The organism is uncultured Dokdonia sp., assembly GCF_947492815.1.
Taxonomy (GTDB): domain Bacteria; phylum Bacteroidota; class Bacteroidia; order Flavobacteriales; family Flavobacteriaceae; genus Dokdonia.
Map to the genome: position 1 here is coordinate 35,957 of NZ_CANLOB010000015.1, position 22,407 is coordinate 58,363.

Here is a 22,407-nt window from a genome sequence, read left to right on the forward strand (position 1 = left end):
AAACCATGCTATATTATAATAAATACTTAATGTTACCCTTCCTGCTGTGGTTGTGGTTGTTCTGGTTTGGCAAATAGATCCATATAAGCTCTTCCTAAGAACTCAGTTACATCGCCAGCCATCAGTCCTTCAATACCGTATTGATTAATCGCAATATCGGCTGCTCTTCCATGAAAATACACTCCCATTAATGCGGCTTCCATAGGATGGTATCCTTGCGCCAGTAATCCCGTAATAACTCCTGTGAGTACATCACCGCTTCCTGCTGTTGCCAGCCCTGGGTTTCCGGAATCATTAATGTATAATTTCATATCATAGGTAGTAATGGTATGTGCTCCTTTCATAACAATAGCAATGTCATGCTTTTTAGCAAACTTGGCCGTTTTTTCTAATCTATCAAAATCATCTTCCCAAGGACCTATTAAACGAGCTAACTCTCCCATATGAGGAGTTAAAATAGATAAAGATGGCACATCTGCTAAAAGTGCTGGATGGGCAGCAATAATATTAATCGCATCAGCATCAATCACCATAGGATTTTTTTGTGCTTTTAAAAATGCTTCCATCGCTTTTACCGTTTTTGGATCAGTTCCCATACCTGGTCCTACTCCAATAGCATTGGCTTCTGTTTGGAAATCTATTTCTTCTAAAACTTTTCCATTAAAATTATCGGTCTCTGCCATTACTTCTGGTAATGCCGTTTGTAAAATAGGCACTCCTATTTGTGGCACATAAGCTGTAACCATACCACTTCCGGCACGCATTGCAGCTTTACTTGCGAGTACAATAGCACCCATTTTTCCATAGCTACCTCCTATTAATAAACTATGTCCAAACATTCCTTTGTGCGAAAACTGACTACGACTGCGATACATCTGAATCACTTCTTGTTTCCCAATAAGCTCTATATCTGTAGGTGTTTTTGCCAAATATTCTGGATCGAGTCCTATATCCAAAATATCCCAAGCCTGCATAATTGGAGCCGTTGCTTGTAAAAAGAATGGTAATTTTGGTGCTTGAAAACTTAAGGTAAAACGCGGTTGAATAATAACATCGCCTTCTTGCGGTGTCATATCCATATACATACCCGAAGGGATATCAATACTCAACACATATGCATTAGATGCATTAATTGCTGTAAAAAGAGCCTTGACCCAATATTGTACTGTTCTATTAAGACCTATCCCAAAAATGGCATCTACTACAATATCCTGCGCACCAATCGCAGGTAATTCATCTCCTTCATTAATTACTACAGGCCAATTTTTGGTAGCCGACTTTAAACGACTGTAAGCTTCTAGAAAATCAGGAACACGTTTTGTATTATAGTTTACAACATAAGTTGTCACATTGTAGTTATTTTCTATCAGGTAACGTGCCAGCACCATTCCATCGCCTCCATTATTACCAATACCACAGAAAACTTTGATAGGCACTTGCCCACCTTTTAAACGTTCATGTACCCACTCATAGATATAACCTCCTGCACGTTCCATCAAATTGATAGAAGGAAGGTTTTCTTTTTCTACAGTGACTTTATCGGCTTCGTATATCTGTGCTCTACTAAATATTTTCATGAAATCTTATCTCTATTTATAAGTTGTCGAGCCATCTTATGACTCCTGTCGTAAAAATACTACTTTTTTAGGGCTATTGAGAAGTTGTTTTTATACGCTTTCGCGAAAGCGTATACAGAAAGAATACCATTAAAACTTTTTAGAATATAATAACGCCTTATAAATAACAAAAAAGTGTGATAACATCTCTTTTCTATAGTTATATTTTCATATACCAAGCTCCTCAAAATAAAGTTAACATATTATTAAACAATTAGTTACATGATATTCGTATTTTTAAAGTAAACTCATTTATGAAGGGTTAAAAAAAAAGCCTTCATAAATGAGTTTACTTCACGAATCACTTAAAAAATACAATTATGAAAAAAAGTATCTTAACCATTAAAGGAGCGCGTATTCTCAACAATAGCGAATTAAAATCAATTTCAGGAGCTTCTAATTATTCTTGTCAAAGCGATGCAGAATGTCCTATATATTCTTCTTGTGATTGTGCTGGAAGGTGTATTAGCTGGACTGATGAAGATTATGGAGACGGTTTATGCTATTAATGAGTATGTAGTTTTAGTAATACCAATCTATACAAAACCTCTTAATAGAGGTTTTTTTATGCCGTATTTCCTCAAAAAATATAGTATCTTTTTACCCGTTACGTTGCATATAAAAAAGCATTGGACATTATAAAAAACGTAAAAAGACATTCCTTAATGACTAAACTATTTCTAGCGCTCATTCTTGTTTTTGGATGTATAGGTTGTCAACCACCTACTGAAACTATTGATTATCTAGGACAATCAGAACCTGATACAATTCCTGTGATTTTTGCGCCAGATCTCGTCTCTGTAAAAGGAAGATTAGAACACGGTATTTCTTTTACACCAGACACAAAAGAAGTAGCTTTTGGAATCCTAGACAAAGACGATTTTAGCGGAGATATATTTTATGCTAAAAAAGAAGATGGACAATGGACTGCACCCCATATTTTTGGCCCACTTAAAAGAGAAAGTGTATTTCTGCCCTATTTTTCTCCTGATGGAAGATCATTACTCTATGCCAAAAGCAAATCAGACTCTAGTAACTACACTACAGATATCTGGATATATAATAAGAATAATAACTACTGGAATTATACTGAAAAAGTGAATGGCGCTATTAATACATCTACCAGAGAAGCTTCTGCTTGTATGACATTAAATAATACTATTTATTTTTCATCAAACAGAGATGGCAATGGACTCGCCGATTTGTATGTTTCAACTCTTGATAATCGCCTCTATACAAATGCCAAACGCATACAAACTATTAGTTCTGGAGGTGATGAAGAGAGTATTTATGTTGCTCCTGATGAACGCTATATCATTTTTAGCAGGTATAGCACTCTAGAAAAAGGGCCTGATTTATGGATCAGTTATCAGGATGCAAAAAGCAATTGGACAACACCTAGATTATTGGATACCATCATCAATACTACACATTGGGAAAGAAGGCCCTTTGTTTCTAATGATAATAACTTCCTGTTTTATACGACACTCATGTTTAATGAGTCTTTGATGACAGAAGCAGATATTTATTGGGTAGGTACACAGAAGGTTTTTAAACCTTTTGTTTTTAATCCAATTATAGAAACAACTATTAAAGTGGGTAAAGAAACTACAGTAACACTACCTTCAGACTATTTTAAAGATATTGATAACGAGAAACTAACTATTCGTCTTAAAAATGAAACCCTAAGTTGGGCGACATTTGATGCTAAAAAAATGACATTAGCATTTCAACCTAAGGAAATCGGAGAATTTGAAGTAGTATTTACTGCCACCGATCCATTTTTAAACGAAACAGATGATCGCATAAAAATTATAGTAGAAAAGTAATCTACACGAATAACACTCATAAAGGTATCGGACTTACAGAAATTCATATTGCTACAAAACAAGTCACACCTATTAGGCTTCAAGAATATGGTGTAGGTATTTTTGATGCTATTGCAACAAAATCAGCTTTAAAAAAGGCGCTCAAAAAACAATATATTAAGGTAAATGACAGCATTGCAACCTCAGCAACTTTTATACATGGAGGAGAACGTATAACCTTAGTAATAGGAGAAAAAGTAACACCAAAAAAAGAACTCATCTTTCCACTGAAGGTACTATTTGAAGATGCTTATTTAGCAATAGTTCATAAACCTGCTGGTATTTTAGTGAGTGGTAATAGTTTTAAAACCATTGCCAATGCATTGCCTCAAAATATACAACCAAGTGACCTTCCTGATGCTACAACACCACAACCTGTACATCGTTTAGATTATGCAACTACTGGTATTTTATTAATTGGAAAAACCAGTAATAGTATTCGCGCACTCAATAAGCTCTTTGAAGATAGAAGCATACAAAAGAGATACTATGCAGTTACAATAGGCACCATGAAAGATAAAGGTAGCATCACTTCCTCAATAGATGGCAAGGAAGCGCAATCACAATATACGTGTTATACATCTGTTCCTTCTGAAAGGTTTGGTCAACTCAACCTTGTACATTTGAGTCCCTTAACAGGTAGAAGACACCAATTACGAAAACATCTTGCGAGTATAGGAAACCCCATTTTAGGAGATAAAGAATATGGTATTCCTTCTTTAATTCTAAAAGGAAAAGGATTGTATTTACATGCGCATTCTTTAAACTTTACACATCCATTTACAAAGGAAGTACTAACAATAGAAAATGAGCTTCCACAACGATTCTTAAAAATATTTAAAGGATTGGAATAAGCAATTGCATTATCATTACATGTTATCTTTAAATTCAAGCATAGCCTTAGTTACAGTTTCATTTTAGTAAACTACTTCGTAACAAGTCTCGGAGCATAAAAACCCTTTGAAGATATCCATACCTCTCACTCAGAAATCATATCTGATGTATCCCCTTTACAAGGTATATTTTAAAAATTCGTCAAAAAAATAATCACAATATACTCAATACCATACAATTATACATTATATTAGTTCCAACCAAAATAGACTTCTAACCATTTAAATAAAATACTTTACAAAGTATTTTGAGAATGCTACTCCTGCAGTATAGATGTCTGTAATTCTAAAAAACTATATAAAAATTATGGCTGATTATGTAAGAAAAAATGCTTGGGGTGACAATGGCACCTTTAATAATCCTGATTTATTATGGTATGCAAAAGGGGTTCGTGTAATGCAATCCCGTGCATTAAACGAAGAGAATAGTTGGTGGTTTTTTGCCGCTATTCACGGAGAATATTTAGACGGAGGAAGATTCCCTTGGGCTGAAATCCCTTCTCCTCCTCCTGTTCCAAGGTCTCCTCGACCCTCACAATCTGTTCAAGAGAAATACTGGAATCAATGTCAGCACCAAAGCTGGTATTTCCCACCTTGGCATCGTGGATATCTTATTGCTATAGAAACACATTTAAGAAAAGAAATTATAGCCCTTGGCGGCCCAACAGATTGGGCATTACCTTACTGGAATTATCTAGGACCAGGTAATCAAAATAGAATGCCACCAGCTTTTGCCGAGCATACCTTACCAGATGGCACTTCTAATCCTTTATTTGTAGAAGCTCGATATGGTCCTGATCAAGATAGGAATATCTATATCCCAGAAGGTGACATTACAAATAAATGTCAGGATGCAGAATTTTATACGGGAGACGGTATGGATGCTGGATATGGTGGTTTTGAAACAGGATTTTGGCACGGAGGCAAGTACAGCAGTGGAAAACTAGAAGCAAATCCGCATAATCTAGTTCATACGCTAGTAGGTGGTTCAAGAGGTGTAATGTCATATCCTGGATCTGCTGCACTCGATCCTATATTTTATTTACATCATTGTAATATAGATCGTATGTGGGCAGATTGGAATGCTGACGGAAATAAGAACCCTACAAAACTTAATTGGCTCAATGGTCCTGCGGCTGTTGGAGAACGAGAATTTGTTATGCCGAATCCAGATAAAAGCCCTTGGGTATTTACTCCAAGAGAAATGACTAACATGGCCGAATTAGATTATCGATATGATGAACGGGAAGCAACTTCTGTCGCCAAAGGATTTGATGCATTCACCTTACGAATGAATAAATTGGGCATCGCAGTTCCTGAAGGTGACTTGCCTACAATGCGTTCAAAAATTGAAAAAGCCTCAGAAGTCGTTGGTGTGTCTAAAGGTAAACATCAATTGGTTGGTAACAAACTAGCCGTTAGCGTAAAAATGGATACTACATCTTGGAAAAATGTCTCTAAAAGTCTACGAAGTGCTAGTTTAGCCAATATACCTGATCAAGTATTTCTAGAAATAGAGAATGTTAAAGGAACCGAAGATGGAAACATTCTTACTATTTCGGTTAATGGTAAATCTGCAGGAAAGATTTCATTATTTGGATTGCTTGATGCTTCTGAGAGAGATGGACATCACGGAGGAAGCGGCTTAACATTTGTAGTGAATATTACACATATCATTGATGATTTACATTTGAATAATAATCTTGATGTAAGCTCTCTAGATGTAGACATTACTCCTATGCGTGCAATCAATGAAGAACATACGATTAGTATTGGCAGAATGAGTATACATAGAGAATAATTATGACAAATATGGAGCGTATATTTTACGATTTAAGACGCCTCATTATTTTATGTAGTATCTTATGTGGTATTATGCTCTTGACACAATGTAATCATGTTACATCAGTAACAAATGATTCTCAGGACGTGACACAAAATAAACCCATGAAGAATACCACAATTACAGATTGTATTGGAATGAGTACAGGGCAACATGTATTAGATCTATCTGGGATACAAACCCAGATAGATTTAGCGCCTGATCATATAAAAGCATTACGCAAAAACTTTAATCAAGTATCTATAAAAAAGACAACTGATCAAAATGATCAAATCCTTTTAACCTTAGAGAATGTAAGAGGTACTGATGATGCTACTATTTTAAATGTATCGTTGAATAAAAAAGAGGTTGGACACTTCTCATTATATGGCCTTGATACTGCTTCTAGGGAAGAACAAGGTGGGAAAGGACTTTCTTTTACGATAGATGTAACAGATGTCATCAAAGAACTTTATCTCACAGATACTATAGATTCACAAACAGTAGTTGTTCATGTGTACCCACGAAGAACATTGTCAAAACCTCAAGATATAACTATAGAAAAAATTAACATCTATCGCGTACAACAGAAAATATGAAAATTTTTAAAAACCTTACAAACTCTATTAGCTTCGTAGTAATTACCGTTAGCTTTCTCTTCTGGATGATTCTTCTTTTTGATCCACTCAATATAATGGGTGGTCATAGCGGACATGGTAGCCATGGAGGTCACGAAGGTCATATGGAAATGACAAACACAACAAATACTGCTATTATTTCTGGGCTTATGATAGGTTGGATCATTATGGTTGTAGCTATGATGCTTCCAAAACTAATATCCCCCATTGAACATATCTATTTAAAAAGTTTAAAACGCAAACGCATCTCATCTATTATTTTGTTTATTACAGGATATGTATTCATCTGGACGATTGTTGGACTCTTTATGAATCTTATCATAGTTACACTTACTAACAAAATGCCAGGTTCATATATCCCTGCACTCATCATTGGTGGTATTGCAATAGTATGGCAATTTTCTCCTATCAAGCAACGATTTTTAAATCTAGGGCATGATCATCGAGCTATTAAAGCTTTTGGATGGTCTGCTAGTAAAGATGCCTGTCTCTTTGGTATGGAACATGGTATTTGGTGTTTTGGTTCGGGATGGGCGCTCATGTGGTTTCCCATGTTACTTCCACAAGGACATAATTTAGCAATGCTACTCGTTATGTTTATGATGGTGAGTGAGCATATGGAACAGCCACAATTACCTCGCTGGCGTTTTGACTTCAGAATGAAACTTTGGCGTATCCTTAAAGCGCAGACAAAACTAAAACTAAGTCAAACTTTATAGGTTCCTGTTCATACTAATACCCATTAGTAGTAACTCATGATTTAAAAACCTAAAAAGTAATTCATAATAGGATAAATATTGGACATCTTTTGATATACGCTTTCGCGAAATCGAGTTTACGAGACCTACCTGCCGACAGGCAGGTTCACGACCAAAAGGGAGAGCGTAGCGGTAAAGCGTATAAAAGCAATAAAAAAACACGTAAAAACCCTCGAAACACCTCGCTATCAAATATGTAAGTTTAGTGATCATTAAAACTCACATATCATGGCACAATATAAAAGTCGTAAAGATTTTTTACAAGACAACCCAAGAGCTACTGCTTTTGCAGCTTTAGCAGAGGCAACGAAACAACAAAACGAGATCACAGATAAAGCAATACCACTCAAACCAGGTCAGCTTAAAGGTAAAAAGGTCATCATTATCGGTGCAGGCGTAGGAGGACTCACAACCGCTTATGAAATACTAGCTCAAAAATCAGGTGCTGAAGTAACCATATTAGAAGCTCAGAATAGAACAGGCGGACGTTGTTTAAGTTTACGTACTGGTGATGTTTTGACAGAAGATGAAGACAGTAAACTATTTGATTCAAAACCAGGAGAATCTCAAGTAGTTCGTTTTAAAAGACCTACAGGTGATGCTGAACCCTATCTAAATGCAGGTCCTGGCCGTATTCCTAGTAGTCATAAACGACTCTTACATTACCTTAAAAAATTCTCTGTAGAAGTAGAGGTATATGTGATGAATTCTGAATCTAATCTTGTACAAAGAGACTCCAGCTTTGGAGGAGAAGCAATGGTTTATCGTCGCTTAGATCACAACACACGTGGTTGGTTAGCCCATATGGTATATGATAAGGCAGAAGAATTACTTTCTAATCCAGATTTAGGAATTAATCAAGATGAATTAGAAAATAGAGTTGAAGAATTACAAAGCTTGATGATTAGTTTTGGAGAATTAGATGTAGATGGAAAGTATGCTGCTACGGCTGGAACTCCTGGATTTGAAGATGGAAAAACTCGTGCAGGATATAAAGTATTACCGGGCGTTGCGGCAGGAATCGTTGCCGATGTATTGAGTTTTGACAACTTACTAGAATCTAAGTTTTGGGAAAAAACTCGATTTTATCAACCCGTAGACTTCTTATGGCAACCTACCTTATTTCAACCTGTAGGTGGTATGGATCAAGTACAACATGCCTTTGCTCAACAAGTTGCTGCTCTGGGTGGAGATATACATTTAAATAGCCCTGTTAAGAAAATAGATTGGTGCGAAGACAGCAAGAAGTTTAAAATCCATGTCAGCCAAGTGGGAACAGAAGAAGTGATTGAATATAAAGCTGATTATTGTGTGTGTAATCTCGCAATGCCATTCTTAAAAGGGATCTTATCAAAATCACTTATGGAAAAAGGAAACAGTGGTTTTGAAGGTCGATTTAAAGATGCTCTTCAAGCAGTGTATGTTGCACAATTTACACCTACCAAGGCACCTGGGTACAAACCTAGAAAAGATAAATATGTCCCACATTTCCTAGCAAATACAACCAAAGTAGGTTGGCAAGCTGATAGACACTTATGGCAAGGAAGTCCTATTAATCCTACTACTGGATCTGTAGAAGATTCAGAAGTTGGGGTGGTTCCTATTTTTGGAGGTATCTCTTGGACGGATAATGATATTCAACAAATTTGGTATCCATCTACGGCTTATCAAGACAAAAAAGGAGTGCTTACTGGAGCTTATAATTTTGACAAAATAGCTCACCGATGGGGAAAAATGCCAATAAAGAAAAGATTACATCATGCACGAGAAGATGCTAAAAAATTTGATAAAAAGTTTGGAAACGGACTAGAAGACGGACTCGCTATCGCTTGGCAAAATATGCCTTATATAAAAGGTGGATGGGCCTATTGGCAAGCTGTAGGAGAATCAACATATGCTGCAAAACAATATAATGCGATCTCTCAAGGGTCAGGAATCTATGATAAAGAAAGTGACACATATAGTATTCCTAATTTCTTTATAGTAGGAGATCAAATTTCATCCTTACCTGGTTGGCAAGAAGGCGCTATTGCTGCAGCTATCAAAGTAATAAGTCGTATGGCAAAACCAGAACTAGAAATTGCACCACTACAACGTTTACCAGATACACGACTAATGGTAGAAGGTATTTAATACTCAAAAGCATATATCGCGTAGAATATATCTAGACGAAAAACATAAAGCGATGATGTATACATGCATCATCGCTTTATTTATATCATCAAAATAGTAACATATCTTCTAAATCAAAGACCTATACCTCATTATAGAGCATAAAGCTATTTGCATTATTAATAGGTAGCAATAAATGATATCAAGAAAATTATTAGAAATTATAGCCGTCTTTCTAACAGCCATTGGAAAGTTTGTGTTTATGGATTATTTAGGATGGAGGTTTCCCTATGTCGCAGGGGCATCTCTTTTTTGGATTCTCTATATCATATACCGTTGGCGTGTCACTCCAAATATTTTTAAAAATTGGGGATTTAGAAAAGATAACTTTAAAGAGGTTTTAAAAATAGTATTGCCTTTTGGAGTTATTGGGATACTTTCTATGATTATTATTGGTAGTATCCAAGGAACTATAAACGTAACATGGCATATCATTCCTATTTTAATAAGCTATCCTATTTGGGGTACGATTCAACAATTTTTACTAATCGCACTTTTAGCAGGAAATTTAAGCGACTTAAACATTCCTAAGCTCAGTAAGCCAATTATCATTTTAATTGCAGCATTCATGCTTGCAGGAGTACATTATCCGTTTTGGTGGCTCATTATAGCGACGTTTATCCTTGCTATATTTTATGGATATGTCTATTTAAAAAAACGAAATGTATATGTCTTAGGTCTTTTTCACGGTTGGTTAGGTGGTCTCTTTTACTATACTGTAATGGATACTGATCCTTTTTTAGACACCTTCGGAAAACTCATTTATGGGTAATTTTTTTACTTTATCGTTTCATTCTCCCGATGGTCGTGAACCGGCAGACAGGTCTCACAAGTTTGATTTCATACTTCGATAAACTCAGTATAAACTTCTTCGTCATTTTACACCTTGAAAGCTTAAAAAAGAGTGTATAAGGTAGTTTTAATAACTCCTTTAGCATTCGGTAATACAATCGCTAGGAGTTCTTTTTCTTCTTTGATTTTGAAATGAAAAGGTGATCGTAATACGTCTACGCCACTTTGTTTCTTTAATCGAGTTCCTTGCCCTGAGATAATGTCTTTATTCGGTGTAAAATCTCCTTCAGGAAGATGTTCTGTAAGAATTATATAAGCAAAGTGTTTTAACTTTTCTAAAATAGCATGTATTTCAGTATTGGATAAGTGCTGAAATACCTGTCGTATGATAGCACAATCCCCTTTAGGTAATTTATCTGTAGCAATATCTAAACAATGAAATTCTAAATTTTCTGCTGTAAAGGTTTCTTTATTGTGTATTATAAGGTTTGGTACGATATCGACAGCAATATATTGCTGAGTATATGCAACCAGTTCTTTTCCTACATTAAAATCTCCACACCCTAAATCACATATTGTTAGTGGTTTTTTAAATGATTTTAAAAATGAAATAACCGTTTCTATATAGGGTCCTATAATGTCAGGATGATGTGACCCTTCACCTGAATAATACCCCTCTTCCCCGCCCCACAAATGTAGTTCATACACTTGTTTCATAGCCGCTTTTGTAGGCCAAGGCTTTTTTGTTTTTATGGATTTTGGCACTTCTTTTTTCATAAGTTATACAATGATACACATTAGGAAACTATGAATATGCATGTTCACCAACATATGAATACGAATTTGTCAACTTTAAATATAGCAGATGACTATTATTTGTATTTTTAAACATATAAAAACAACAAATGAGCACCAGCAAACATATCGCCAAACATCTAAGAGATGTTTATTTCTCTGGAAATTGGACCTCATCCAATCTTAAAGATCAGCTTGCTGATGTGACATGGCAAGAAGCCACTACACAAGTATATCAATGTAATACAATAGCTACACTAGCATATCATATTCATTATTATGTACATACAGTTACTCAAGTATTGGAAGGTGGCTCCTTAGATGGAAAAGACAAATTTAGCTTTGACCACCCTCCTATCCAGTCAAAAAAAGATTGGGATACTTTTTTAGAAAAAACCTATACAGCAGCAGATCATTTTGCATCGCTTATAGAACAACTCCCTGAAGCTAAAATTTGGAAAGATTTTATTGATCCCAAGTATGGTAATTACTATCGAAATATACAAGGTATTGTAGAACATACACACTATCATTTAGGGCAGATTGCGATACTTAAGAAGATTGTGAGAGCACAGTAAGCTGTTGTTGTATACGCTTTCGCGAAAGCGTATTTAGTCTTTAAAAAACAAGTCATGTTTTATGAAAAATATCAAAATCTTACCACCTCCGAAAAATGAAACAACGCCTATTATACTAAAAGATGGTATTTACAAAAACAACCCTCAGGACTTTGAATGTAAAATAGCCTTCTCTCTTGAATTAGAAGAAGGAGAAGACACACAATATCCTCTAGAAGATATACTAGACACGTACGGGTTATATGTTTCTGATTTCTTACCAAGTGACACTCCAAAAATCATGAATATCGTATTTGCTGGATCGCCAGAAGATATTCAAAAAGTAATTGCTATTGCAGGAAAAAGAGTATACAATAGCAATTATGTTGGCACGGATGGTAAGACCTATGTCAAGCTAGTTACAACTTAATGACCCGTATAACGATTATTACCTATTAAAAACTCACTCCAAATACAAAAGCTCCATCGTTAGCTCCAAGTCCTGAAGAGCGCACATAGTCTACGCGTAAAAAACGAAACTTACCCCATCCAATGTTATCCAATCCAATAGAATACTCAGTATACGGTCTATTATCTGCTGTACTCAATACGTGAGCACCTGCAACGAGATTAAAATTAAGTTTATTTAAGCCTGGTATTTTACCCAATACCCATCCTTTAAAGTTATGTTCTACATGTCCTTCAAAATACCCTTTGTTCGTACTACGTTCGTAATAGGGTAGCAGATTAAAACGATTTAAACCATTCCCGTCTAAATTGATTCGTGTTTGATTTCCATTAAAGTGTTGGTAATCTATAAAACTAGCGCCACTAGCTGAGTTTAAAAATGTTCCAGCATTTAATCTGTAGTTAAAACGTCCTTTATTCCCTACATTAAACCCTTGTCGTAAACTAGCACTTAATTGCGTAAAATTAAATCGATCTTCATCAGATCCAAGTCCGCCTTCATAGGTTAAAAATAAGGTAGGATATCGGTCATTAGGGATATTAAATTTTGCCGTTGGGTAATTATAATATTTTTGTCCAAAATTAATACGTGCACTCAATCTTGTTTTTACAATTGTGTGGTCTAGAACTCCTGTAGGATCAAAAAGGTTTTGAGGATCTCTTGGATTGTTACTCGTAAAAACAATATCATCTTTTGGGTAAAATGTCTGATCTGTAGTATTAGCAAGGCCTTTACGGTCTTCGTAACTTACACTTCCCCACAATCTGAGACCATTAAAGATTTCTTGCGAATAGGCCACATCAACAAAAGAGCGTTCGTATATCTTTAAATAATTCCGTTCAAAAAATAGTGATGCTACTGTATTTACAGAATTTGCTATTGGATTATTCTCATTAAACTGTTTGGTTTCTACACCTCCTATTACACTTAAAACGGCCCTCTTTTTCTGATCAAATTGCCTTGTGAAACCAGCTTTATATCGCAATCTATCATCTGAGAATCCATAGTTTACTTTCGCGAAAGCGTATAATGTCTTTGTATAATCATCGTCACTCCACGTAAAATAATTAAGTCCTGTCTCTCCATTCCATCCTTGTACGGTATTATAACTTACCCCATTAAAAAGACCATCATACCCGAAACGCCAACGTTTAAATGTGTTTGTATAGGTATATCCTGTAATAGGATCTAAGATTTTAAATGTATTAGTACGTCCATCTATAGAGTCTAGATATTTTCTAGATTTCCGAATTACCTGAATACTATCTTTTTTAAGATAATCTTCAGTCTCTACAGTGGTTAAAGGTACGGGGCGTTTTTCCTCCCAATACACACTATCTTTCTTATTGGCTTCATCTGCAAAAGAAAGCACCTCATTCGTAAAGGAGTTTTTTGTAAAATTCGGTTCAAAATTATAATCACTGTATCCAGCGGTAAAGCGACCATCACCTTTCAATCCAAAGAGACCAAAACTAAAATCTATTACTTGAGAGATTTTCACCCATTGTTTATAGGTTTCATCATACTTAAAATTTTGTTTAAAATTGAGGCTTTCTACAATAGGTACTTGAATAGCTTCTCCATTAGTTGCAAGATCTACACCATATAATTGCCACTCATCCTCTACAATATAGATAAGCCCGCTAAAGACACGATCTTTAGGACGACGTGGGGTAACTTCTATTTTATTGATAATTCTTCCATTTTCATAAAATGTACCCACAAGCTTATAGGTATAATAAGAAAATGCATTTATCCCAATAGGCGATATAAGTTGTGTATTAATCTCAATGGTATTTTCATAAAATGAAAAATTAGCATCAATAGCGGTATTAAAACTAAACCCGTTATCATCGCCGCTTACTTTACTAGCTATAATTTTTTCTGAAAAATTATTGGGTCGTTTATATGCAATTTCAGAAATAGTCTCGCTTAAATAGATAATTCCTGTACGTGTAGAATCAAGACCTCCTCCTAAATCGCCAACTTCTTGACCTAAAAACTTTTCTGGTGCATTTTTTACTTGCCACAACCCTCTTGAATAGAAACTAGCGGTATATTCACTCAGTTTATCTAAGTTGGCTTTTCGTTTGGCAATAGCAGCACGTACTACCCTATCGGCAGGATTTACACCGGCTTCAACAATCACCTCATCCAGTGATGTTGTTTCTGGCATCAAGACCACATCTAATGTGTATCTAGAATCTTTTGTTGTAATCTCTTTGCGTATGGTTGTATACCCTAAAAATTGGAATACCACAGTATACGTTTGTGCTGTTGCATTTCTTCCAGCGCCAGAACCTAGTACATCTAATTCATATTGGCCGTCTCCATTTGTGGTAGTTCCCTCTTGAGAATCTTCTAAATAAATATTTACAAAAGGGAGTGATTCTCCATTATCATCACGTACGGTTCCTACAATTTGAGCAGAAATTATAGAAACAAAAAAAGAAAAAAGAATGGTTAATGTAGTTTTAGTCATGATTGTTTTTTAGTTAGCGCTTCAAAGAAACTATACTTAGTAACGCTAACTTCTTAAAAAAATGTTAGTTGTGATTATTTTAGGAAGACGCGAAAAATATAAATTATTGACTAACAAACACATAAACTTAACATCTTATATACTTTTTAGATAAATTAAGAATGTAAATGATGTAATAAGTTAATTATTAAATGTTTTTTAAGTGCTAGATATAATTACAAATCCTCCCAATGCCTCTGCATGCTTCATAAATTCTTTTAGCTCCAAAAATAGAAACTTAATAGAATTCTTGTGCGCATGTATTTGGCTTATTTTATAAACACCTGAGGCTTCCATTTTTTTATAATTATACTGTTTTATGAGATCATCATATTGAATATTTTCTATCAATATACGCTTGTTCTTAAGTATTTCCTGATTCCAATATTTCAATAAAAAACCTTGTCCGCTTCTTAAATCACTTATTGGCAATCCATCATTAAAAAATGATATACTCTCATCATTTTTGTAATGTGCAATTAGATATTCCAAAACGCCAAAAACCCGTTTTAGATCCACATAATATTTACTTTCAAATGTTTGAGTTGGATAGTACTGAAGTAACTGCTGTAAATCTTGCTTAGAGTCTATCCAATCTGGATGACCAAAATCGTTAAAATCAGATTCAAAGGCATTAGGAAGACTAAACAAGGCGTCCCCATATTCAGAGTCTTGCCTATCATTAATTTTTTGAAATATAGCTGTAATTTGAATAGGCACGGCTATTAATGATATATCTATTGCCATGTTACAATTCGAAATTCTTAATTATTAAACGCTTTCTTAATACGACTTAAATCTCGTTTGTTATCACGGTCTTTAATAACCTCACGTTTATCATAATTTTTCTTACCTCTAGCCAACGCAATTTCTAGTTTTGCAAATCCTTTATCATTGGTAAATAATCGAAGCGGTACAATGGTCAATCCAGATTTTTTTATTTCTCGTTCCCATTTTTTGAGTTCGCGTTTATTTAATAAAAGTTTACGCTCACTCTTGGGTTTATGGTTAAAATAGGTCGCATGCGAATATTCTTGTATGGTCATATTGATCACAAAAAGCTCTTGGTGATCATTAAACTCACAAAAGCTTTCGGCAATAGATGCTTTTCCTTCTCGTATGGATTTAATCTCGGTACCAGCAAGTACAATACCTGCGGTGAGTCTATCTAAAATCTCATATTCAAAGCGTGCACGCTTATTTAATATATTTACTGTATTTGGTTTTGACATCAGGACAAATGTAATGAAAATGCTACTTTTGAGACTGAATACTATTTCCAAAATTAACTTGATATATATACGACTACATTTTATCTCATCATGATCTCAAAAAATAACGTTCAAAAGTTCTTTACAACACATAATTTAGTTAGCATTATTGCATTCATAGGTATCCTAATACTTGCCTCTTGTACTCCCAAAACCCCTAGTGTACAAGAAATTGTAGACAATGCAATTGTACAAAGTGGAGGAACGACAATCGCGAATGCAAGCATTCAATTTAAATTCAGAGATCAATATTACAGAGCTACCCGTGAGAATGGCGAGCGCACTTTTGAGCGTTGCATGGATAAGGAATGTATCTTACAACGTGATGTGTTAGATAATAAAGGAGATTTTACACGCTTTCGCGAAAGCGTACTCATACAAATACCCGATAGTATGAAACAGAAATATGCCAACAGTGTAAATTCTGTACATTACTTTTCGGTATTGCCATTTGGACTTAATGATCCTGCTGTTACCAAGAAACTGATTGATATACATGATGTAAAAGGACAATCTTACTACCGTGTAAAAGTGACATTTGCTGAAGAAGGCGGTGGAGAAGATTTTCAAGATCAATACATGTATTGGATTGCCACCGAAGATTTTACGGTAGATTATATAGCCTATAACTACCAAGTAGACGAAGGAGGCACTCGTTTTAGAGAAGCTTTCAATGAGCGCATTGTAAACGGAGTTCGCTTTGTAGATTATCGTAATTATAAGCCTAAAACGCAGTTCCCACCACTTACAGATCTAGATGCTCAGTTTGAAAACAAGGAATTGAAGTTATTATCTACTATAGAAACAGAAAACCCCGAAGTAACTCCTATTACTAATCACTAGGTAGTTGCAATACAGTTTATTTCAAAATTACTCAATCACCCAGTGATTAATTAATATGTAATAATTGTGCAGATTTTTCTGCACCTGTTAGCGTTACGATATAAAGATTCCCATTATTCGTATCATCAATTTGTTCAAATTGCTCTTCTTTTAAAATAGCATTTGCAAACATAGGTGTGGTATTACTATGCCCGACTACCAAAACTGTTTTACCTTCAGTTGCTTTTTGAAAATTCTCATCAAATAATGTTCTAGGGTCATACGATTGTACCTCAAGACCTTTTTGAGTCGCTGTAGGAGCTGCTGTTTCTTGAGTACGCGCATAGTTTGTGCTATAAATCATATCAAAAGAAACATCTTTAAATACCGTTGCCCAACGATTGGCTCTTTCTTGTCCTACTGCTATAAGTGACGGATTTCTATTTTCTGAATCACTACGATCTTTTTCTGCATGTCTTATTAAGTAATACGTTGTGGTTGTTACTTCTGGTATTATAGTTTCTGGAATAACAGGTACAGCCTCTTCTTTACAACTTGTAAAAGAAACTATAAAAAGTAATACATATATAGATAAATAGCGCATAGTGATAAAGTTTATAAGATATATGCTAAAATACAGTATTATATGAAACTCGGAACAGTAAACAGAAGATCTTCGGTGATTAAGCGAAGATCGTATTTCATTTTAATATGCGCTTAAAATGTACAATACATTGTTTGGTTGAATTGTAGTGGTGCTACGTTACTATCAAAAAGTATTTGATATGTATCTACAACTTTTTGTTGTACCGTATTCCGTTAGCTATTCCGAGTAATTTTTAAAAAAAATAAAAATTTTCAATTTTTCTGTAAGGATATAATATCCTACTCGACAGATAGGAAAAACAATTCATCATTTTTGATGTTTTAAAGACATTAAAAATCTGCTATGATGAAGAATGAAATCTGCGTACTCGTACGCAGATTTTGTATTTTATACCACTGTCATTAATTGAATCAGTGTATAGGCACTCACAAATGTAGTTGTTAAAATCACATAGATTCCTAATAAGGTGTTACGCCTATAATTCTTTGGGTTTCGAGTTTCTGTTGATGCTTCAGTTTTCATAAGATTTTGATTTATTGATTGATACTTAAAAGACGTTTAAAAAAAATATTTGTTACAAGATTTTTTAAAATGTCTCCTGAAGTGTAACTTTTAAAGACTGAACCGTCAAAAGATGAGACTGAATTTATGAACATATATTGAGCTCATTATTTAGTATTTACAATTTTCATCTATATTTTCTTGAAAATATAATTTTTGGTGTGTGATATCATAGGCACATAAATATCCTAAACCATTTTTCTTTTGTTGTGACATAAAAGCACCACAATCTATATTTAAAACCTGTGTCTTAGCTAAGTCTTTAAATTGAGTTTCTATTTCAAACTTTGTTAATGGAGTATGCCCATGAATGATTATTTTTCCTTTCAACCAATCATAATTGATGTTATCATACCAATTACGAATCCACATCAACTCCTCCAAATGATCTAAAGGATGATCATGTGTAAAATTCATTCCTGCATGCACAGCTATAAACTCATCATCTATATGATAATAAGGCAATGCATTACAAAAATCGATATACGATAACGGGAGTAGTTTGAGGTTTTTTAATCCGAAACTCTTTAAAAGTGCTTCATCTCCCATATCATGCCATCTCCATTTTGTTTCGGCAGTATGATCATTTATAAGCATTTGTTCATGATTCCCTCGTAATGCCACAACTTGATACTGTTGTTCTTGTAAGACATTAATATGGTCAATCACTCCTTTAGAATCTGGACCTCTATCTATATAATCTCCTAATAAGTATAACGTATCTTGTTTTGTAAACTGTAATTGTGCTAGCAATGCTTTAAATGTTGCTGCACATCCATGAATATCACTGATACATATTTTCCTATCCATAGTGTAAATATAGAAACTATTTTAAGGAAGCGTTATTGCTTAATTAACGTAAGGACAATACAAGAAATACTGTTGTTTGGTCTTTTACAAGTTTAGTAATGATGAGCCTCGCATTAAAAGCTCTCACCTTAATCCTCTCTCACTAGGAGAGGAAGCCTAAAGACGTTACTTCTTAATAGCTCGTATACACATAAACGCAGGAAACTCATTGAGTTCTTTAAAATGTTTTGGATCTAATTTCTCAAATGCAGCTACAGGTTTAGGCTCTAATAACGTATCGAGCATAAATCCATTCTTCAATAACGGATGAATACAGTCTTGAAGTGATCTCCTGTAACTGTGTACCTCAACGGGAAATCCAAAGCCATTCCAAGTACAAGAAACTGGCTCTACATCAAAGTAGTTTTTGGATTTAAAATAGGTATACTCAAAAAATGGATGTTCTATAGACATCACTAAGTGTCCGTTGGGTTTTAAGACACGATAAAACTCCTCTAACGTCTTATCCCAATTTTGAATGTAATGCATGGCTAAGGCACATACAACAGTGTCAAACGTATGCTCTTCTAATGATTCAAAAGGCTGTTCTAAATCATGTACAAAAAATGCCCCTTTATTTTGATTACGCTCTTTAGCATATTTGATCATCTCAGGACTTATATCAAAACCTACTACTTCTGCTCCTTTAGCCAATAACTCTTCTGCATATTTTCCTGGTCCACAAGCAGCATCTAATATTTTTTTGCCATTAGGGTTTTCTATCAATCCTAACGTATTGGGTCTATCATAGTAGGCATTATGTGGTTTATGGTCTATTAGTGCATTATAGCGTTCTGCTAAAACATCATATGTATGTTTAATCTTTTCTTTACTCATCATATATATTGTATGTAATGCTTTTTTTGAGATACAAAAAGAAGCAAGAAGTCTAAAAAGTTCTTTTTAGACCCAAAATTTAAACTTTTGATCGTGTAATTAAAATACCTGCGCTCAAAATCCATGCTGCAAGACTAAAAACGACAATTCTAAATCCTGCTAAACTAGTGAACACAAAACCTGTTAAGACACCTATAATTACAAAGATGATAAATAACAATCCAAAATACCCCATCCATTTAGGAAGTTTATGAGTACGTAATATGACTATAGCATATACTGCAATAGCTAAACAGAAAGCAACAATAAAAATATAATCTAAAGAGGTATTAATGGCAAAACTATAGTTTAATACAACATTTAACACTTCCCTATGCTCTTCTAACCGATCTGTGTATTTTCCTAAAAAATAAGGCACTGTTAATCCATTAACCAATGCTGCAAACATAGCGGCAACACAACCAAAGAGAATCATTAAAAATGCAAGTACCGATACCTTGCTTTCATCCATTAGCTTCATTGTTAACCCATAAAATCCAAATAAAATAAAAGGCAAACAAAAAATAGCCAAGGCATGCGTAACTATAATCAATGTTGTGATGTTAATAATGTGTTCTATACTACCACCTAAGGGGTGTAATACCATGGTGAGAATAACGAGTATTGACCCTGAAATAAGAGAAATACCTGTAACTTTATATCCTTGTTGTTTCATAAAATATAATGTTTAAATGTATGGTGTCAAATATCTAGCAGAAAACAGACACATACACTTGATTAAGATCAAGAACGTAATTCTAAATAGACATTAAATCTCTAAAACATTAAGATGAAACACTTTCTTAAAACATATATAGGAAAAAAAATTGCTTTACAATTATGACACTCTTTTACGAACACGACTTAGTGTTTCTGGAGTCATTTTAAGATAAGATGCTAAGATCATCTGAGGAAACTTTTGTAGTAATTCTGGTTTGTTGCTTAGAATATATGCATACTTCTCATCTGCTGTATAGTTACCATCAAAAAAGCGAAGCCTAGATGTTACCACTTCTAATAGTTTTCCCATTTGAAGAAATGATGGAGATAATGCAATAAGTTTATGAATAGATGTAATCGATAGTTCATAAAGTTCACTATCCTCATATACCTGTATTTGATATGTTGAAGGTTTTCGGGATGTAAAACTTTTATGATTTAACACCCAATCATTTGTCGTGTTTACATCAATTACGTGTAGGTTTCCGTCTTTATCTGTAGTGTGATGATAAACGGCACCTTCCTTAACAAAATAAACAGAAGAGCATACTTCTCCCTTTTTTAATAGACACGTATCTTTGGCACACATGTGCTGTTGCACTTCCTTTTCTAGAATGGCTATATCTTCTTCAGAAAATGTTCCTAATTTTTCAATAAAATCATTCATCACACGTATACATTACTTGATTTTTACGGGCTGTTTATTTTCATCTATCGCTACAAACGTAAATTCGCCAGACACTGCTTTTTCTCTAGAGGTCGTATACATTTCTTCTACAAAAATATCTACACGTATTTTTAAACTTGTAGTACCCAAGTACGATACCTTTCCTACCAATTCTACAATAGTACCTGCAGGAATTGGTTTTTTAAAATCAATTCGATCACTACTAACTGTCACCATTTGTTGTCTACTATAACGAGTCGCTGTGATAAAGGCCGTTTCGTCCATCAATTGCATAGCCGTCCCTCCAAACAAGGTATGATAGTGATTTGTGGTATTCGGGAATACAGCTTTAAAAATGGTAGTTTTTGATGCTTCTATACGTTCTTGATTCGTCATAAGATACCTCTGTTATTTCTATGCTAAGATCGTTTAAAAAAATGAGTATCGATATTACTTTTTCCGCTTTCGCGAAAATAAAAACAGCCTGTATTCATTTTCGCGAAAGCGAATCCATAATATATAATTAGTGTACGTAAAAAAGGGAGATTCCTTTACAAGAATCTCCCTTTTACAGTATTGTTTATGTATATTATCTGTAAGCTATCGCTACATTTACTGCTCTAAAAGAAGTTACATTTTGCCACACACAACTCCCAGAAAACACAACTGAATTCGTATTTGTAGCTAGAGTAAGTGTTCCCTCATAGTATATATCTGTAACTTTTTGAGATAACTGATCAATAAGATGATCAGGAGATAAATTATAGGTTGTTGTATTGACAACAGTTCCCTCTTTTACAAGACTAATTGTTACGCTTGCTGTTTTGCCTTGAAAGTCAGTTGAAAACTCTAATTGAGTCATTGCTGCTTCTGCTGTAGTTGAATAAATAGTGGATGTTACGATTCCCATGTTAATTGTTTTTAAAAGGTTATTATGATTTTGGAGTGTTGACAAGAAACTACGCGTCTATAAACGTATTTATATCAATTAGTTACACGTCAACACTTCAAATATCGAAACACATTTTAAGATATTTGGGTGAAATAGTATGAGTGCCAAAATCTTTATAACGAGAGCAGTTTTTTATAGTACAAGATTTTTAATAACTTACATTTACTATCATTATAAGATA

24 protein-coding genes are annotated in these 22,407 nt (G+C 34.4%); 11 read left to right on the plus strand and 13 right to left on the minus strand.

The features are described 5' to 3' along the window. Positions 1 to 32 precede the first annotated feature (32 nt). Positions 33 to 1,577 carry an NAD(P)H-hydrate dehydratase gene (locus tag Q1A01_RS14095; RefSeq protein ID WP_299682053.1) on the minus strand — a complete coding sequence of 515 codons (1,545 nt, stop codon included), beginning with the start codon at positions 1,575 to 1,577 and terminating at the stop codon, positions 33 to 35. A gap of 359 nt (positions 1,578 to 1,936) precedes the next feature. Here Q1A01_RS14095 and Q1A01_RS14100 point away from each other — a divergent pair, with 359 nt between their 5' ends. The 8 genes from Q1A01_RS14100 to Q1A01_RS14135 all read left to right on the plus strand — a co-directional run bounded on the left by Q1A01_RS14100 (position 1,937) and on the right by Q1A01_RS14135 (position 10,539). Next, the gene (locus tag Q1A01_RS14100) at positions 1,937 to 2,125 is read left to right on the plus strand and encodes a hypothetical protein (protein ID WP_299682056.1); all 189 of its coding nucleotides are present in this window, start codon (positions 1,937 to 1,939) and stop codon (positions 2,123 to 2,125) included. Between the two features lie 156 nt (positions 2,126 to 2,281). Next, entirely contained in the window at positions 2,282 to 3,445 is a 1,164-nt protein-coding gene (locus Q1A01_RS14105) for a hypothetical protein (RefSeq protein ID WP_299682059.1), read from the plus strand. Between the two features lie 299 nt (positions 3,446 to 3,744). Beyond that, positions 3,745 to 4,338 (plus strand): RluA family pseudouridine synthase, encoded by a 594-nt coding sequence (locus tag Q1A01_RS14110; RefSeq protein WP_366520101.1) that lies wholly within the window; start codon positions 3,745 to 3,747, stop codon positions 4,336 to 4,338. Between the two features lie 346 nt (positions 4,339 to 4,684). Next, complete coding sequence (locus Q1A01_RS14115; protein WP_299682062.1) at positions 4,685 to 6,178, plus strand: tyrosinase family protein; 1,494 nt, start codon at positions 4,685 to 4,687, stop codon at positions 6,176 to 6,178. A gap of 146 nt (positions 6,179 to 6,324) precedes the next feature. Beyond that, positions 6,325 to 6,798 (plus strand): hypothetical protein, encoded by a 474-nt coding sequence (locus Q1A01_RS14120; protein WP_299682065.1) that lies wholly within the window; start codon positions 6,325 to 6,327, stop codon positions 6,796 to 6,798. Continuing rightward, complete coding sequence (locus Q1A01_RS14125) at positions 6,795 to 7,556, plus strand: DUF2182 domain-containing protein (protein ID WP_299682068.1); 762 nt, start codon at positions 6,795 to 6,797, stop codon at positions 7,554 to 7,556. The genes Q1A01_RS14120 and Q1A01_RS14125 overlap by 4 nt, the downstream gene beginning before the upstream one ends. 267 nt (positions 7,557 to 7,823) lie before the next feature. Next, entirely contained in the window at positions 7,824 to 9,728 is a 1,905-nt protein-coding gene (locus Q1A01_RS14130) for an FAD-dependent oxidoreductase (protein WP_299682071.1), read from the plus strand. Positions 9,729 to 9,903: 175 nt separating this feature from the next. Further along, a complete protein-coding gene (locus tag Q1A01_RS14135) occupies positions 9,904 to 10,539 on the plus strand; it encodes a CPBP family glutamic-type intramembrane protease (RefSeq protein WP_299682074.1) in 636 nt (211 codons plus the stop codon). A gap of 122 nt (positions 10,540 to 10,661) precedes the next feature. Here Q1A01_RS14135 and Q1A01_RS14140 read toward each other — a convergent pair whose 3' ends face one another. Beyond that, positions 10,662 to 11,336, minus strand: coding sequence for a class I SAM-dependent methyltransferase (locus Q1A01_RS14140; protein ID WP_299682077.1), 675 nt, complete (start codon positions 11,334 to 11,336; stop codon positions 10,662 to 10,664). A 128-nt stretch (positions 11,337 to 11,464) separates the two neighbouring features. Here Q1A01_RS14140 and Q1A01_RS14145 point away from each other — a divergent pair, with 128 nt between their 5' ends. Together Q1A01_RS14145 and Q1A01_RS14150 are read left to right on the plus strand one after the other, a co-directional pair. After that, positions 11,465 to 11,932 carry a DUF1572 domain-containing protein gene (locus Q1A01_RS14145; RefSeq protein ID WP_299682080.1) on the plus strand — a complete coding sequence of 156 codons (468 nt, stop codon included), beginning with the start codon at positions 11,465 to 11,467 and terminating at the stop codon, positions 11,930 to 11,932. Between the two features lie 61 nt (positions 11,933 to 11,993). Beyond that, the gene (locus tag Q1A01_RS14150; RefSeq protein ID WP_299682083.1) at positions 11,994 to 12,341 is read left to right on the plus strand and encodes a hypothetical protein; all 348 of its coding nucleotides are present in this window, start codon (positions 11,994 to 11,996) and stop codon (positions 12,339 to 12,341) included. Between the two features lie 25 nt (positions 12,342 to 12,366). On the opposite strand, the gene Q1A01_RS14155 is transcribed toward Q1A01_RS14150, so the two are convergent. The 3 genes from Q1A01_RS14155 to smpB form a co-directional block, all read right to left on the minus strand. Next, complete coding sequence (locus tag Q1A01_RS14155; RefSeq protein ID WP_299682086.1) at positions 12,367 to 14,862, minus strand: DUF5686 and carboxypeptidase regulatory-like domain-containing protein; 2,496 nt, start codon at positions 14,860 to 14,862, stop codon at positions 12,367 to 12,369. Positions 14,863 to 15,060: 198 nt separating this feature from the next. Then, complete coding sequence (locus tag Q1A01_RS14160) at positions 15,061 to 15,648, minus strand: DUF1877 family protein (protein WP_299682089.1); 588 nt, start codon at positions 15,646 to 15,648, stop codon at positions 15,061 to 15,063. A 17-nt stretch (positions 15,649 to 15,665) separates the two neighbouring features. Beyond that, positions 15,666 to 16,133, minus strand: coding sequence for an SsrA-binding protein SmpB (gene smpB, locus Q1A01_RS14165; RefSeq protein ID WP_299682092.1), 468 nt, complete (start codon positions 16,131 to 16,133; stop codon positions 15,666 to 15,668). Positions 16,134 to 16,223: 90 nt separating this feature from the next. Here smpB and Q1A01_RS14170 point away from each other — a divergent pair, with 90 nt between their 5' ends. Beyond that, positions 16,224 to 17,015 carry a DUF6503 family protein gene (locus Q1A01_RS14170; protein ID WP_299682095.1) on the plus strand — a complete coding sequence of 264 codons (792 nt, stop codon included), beginning with the start codon at positions 16,224 to 16,226 and terminating at the stop codon, positions 17,013 to 17,015. A 46-nt stretch (positions 17,016 to 17,061) separates the two neighbouring features. On the opposite strand, the gene Q1A01_RS14175 is transcribed toward Q1A01_RS14170, so the two are convergent. From Q1A01_RS14175 to Q1A01_RS14210, 8 genes are all read right to left on the minus strand, one after another. Continuing rightward, positions 17,062 to 17,598 (minus strand): phosphoglycerate mutase family protein, encoded by a 537-nt coding sequence (locus Q1A01_RS14175; RefSeq protein WP_299682098.1) that lies wholly within the window; start codon positions 17,596 to 17,598, stop codon positions 17,062 to 17,064. Between the two features lie 390 nt (positions 17,599 to 17,988). After that, on the minus strand, positions 17,989 to 18,123 hold the full coding sequence (locus Q1A01_RS14180) for a hypothetical protein (protein WP_299682100.1): 135 nt from the start codon (positions 18,121 to 18,123) through the stop codon (positions 17,989 to 17,991). A 150-nt stretch (positions 18,124 to 18,273) separates the two neighbouring features. Then, on the minus strand, positions 18,274 to 18,972 hold the full coding sequence (locus tag Q1A01_RS14185; protein WP_299682102.1) for a metallophosphoesterase family protein: 699 nt from the start codon (positions 18,970 to 18,972) through the stop codon (positions 18,274 to 18,276). A 165-nt stretch (positions 18,973 to 19,137) separates the two neighbouring features. Further along, positions 19,138 to 19,851 carry a class I SAM-dependent methyltransferase gene (locus tag Q1A01_RS14190; protein WP_299682104.1) on the minus strand — a complete coding sequence of 238 codons (714 nt, stop codon included), beginning with the start codon at positions 19,849 to 19,851 and terminating at the stop codon, positions 19,138 to 19,140. Between the two features lie 76 nt (positions 19,852 to 19,927). After that, entirely contained in the window at positions 19,928 to 20,563 is a 636-nt protein-coding gene (locus Q1A01_RS14195; protein WP_299682106.1) for a DUF6796 family protein, read from the minus strand. A 162-nt stretch (positions 20,564 to 20,725) separates the two neighbouring features. Beyond that, complete coding sequence (locus tag Q1A01_RS14200) at positions 20,726 to 21,274, minus strand: Crp/Fnr family transcriptional regulator (RefSeq protein WP_299682110.1); 549 nt, start codon at positions 21,272 to 21,274, stop codon at positions 20,726 to 20,728. A 12-nt stretch (positions 21,275 to 21,286) separates the two neighbouring features. Next, positions 21,287 to 21,670 (minus strand): acyl-CoA thioesterase, encoded by a 384-nt coding sequence (locus tag Q1A01_RS14205; protein ID WP_299682113.1) that lies wholly within the window; start codon positions 21,668 to 21,670, stop codon positions 21,287 to 21,289. Positions 21,671 to 21,863: 193 nt separating this feature from the next. Continuing rightward, positions 21,864 to 22,184: a hypothetical protein gene (locus Q1A01_RS14210; RefSeq protein ID WP_299682116.1), complete on the minus strand. Its 321-nt coding sequence runs from the start codon at positions 22,182 to 22,184 to the stop codon at positions 21,864 to 21,866. Positions 22,185 to 22,407 lie beyond the last annotated feature (223 nt).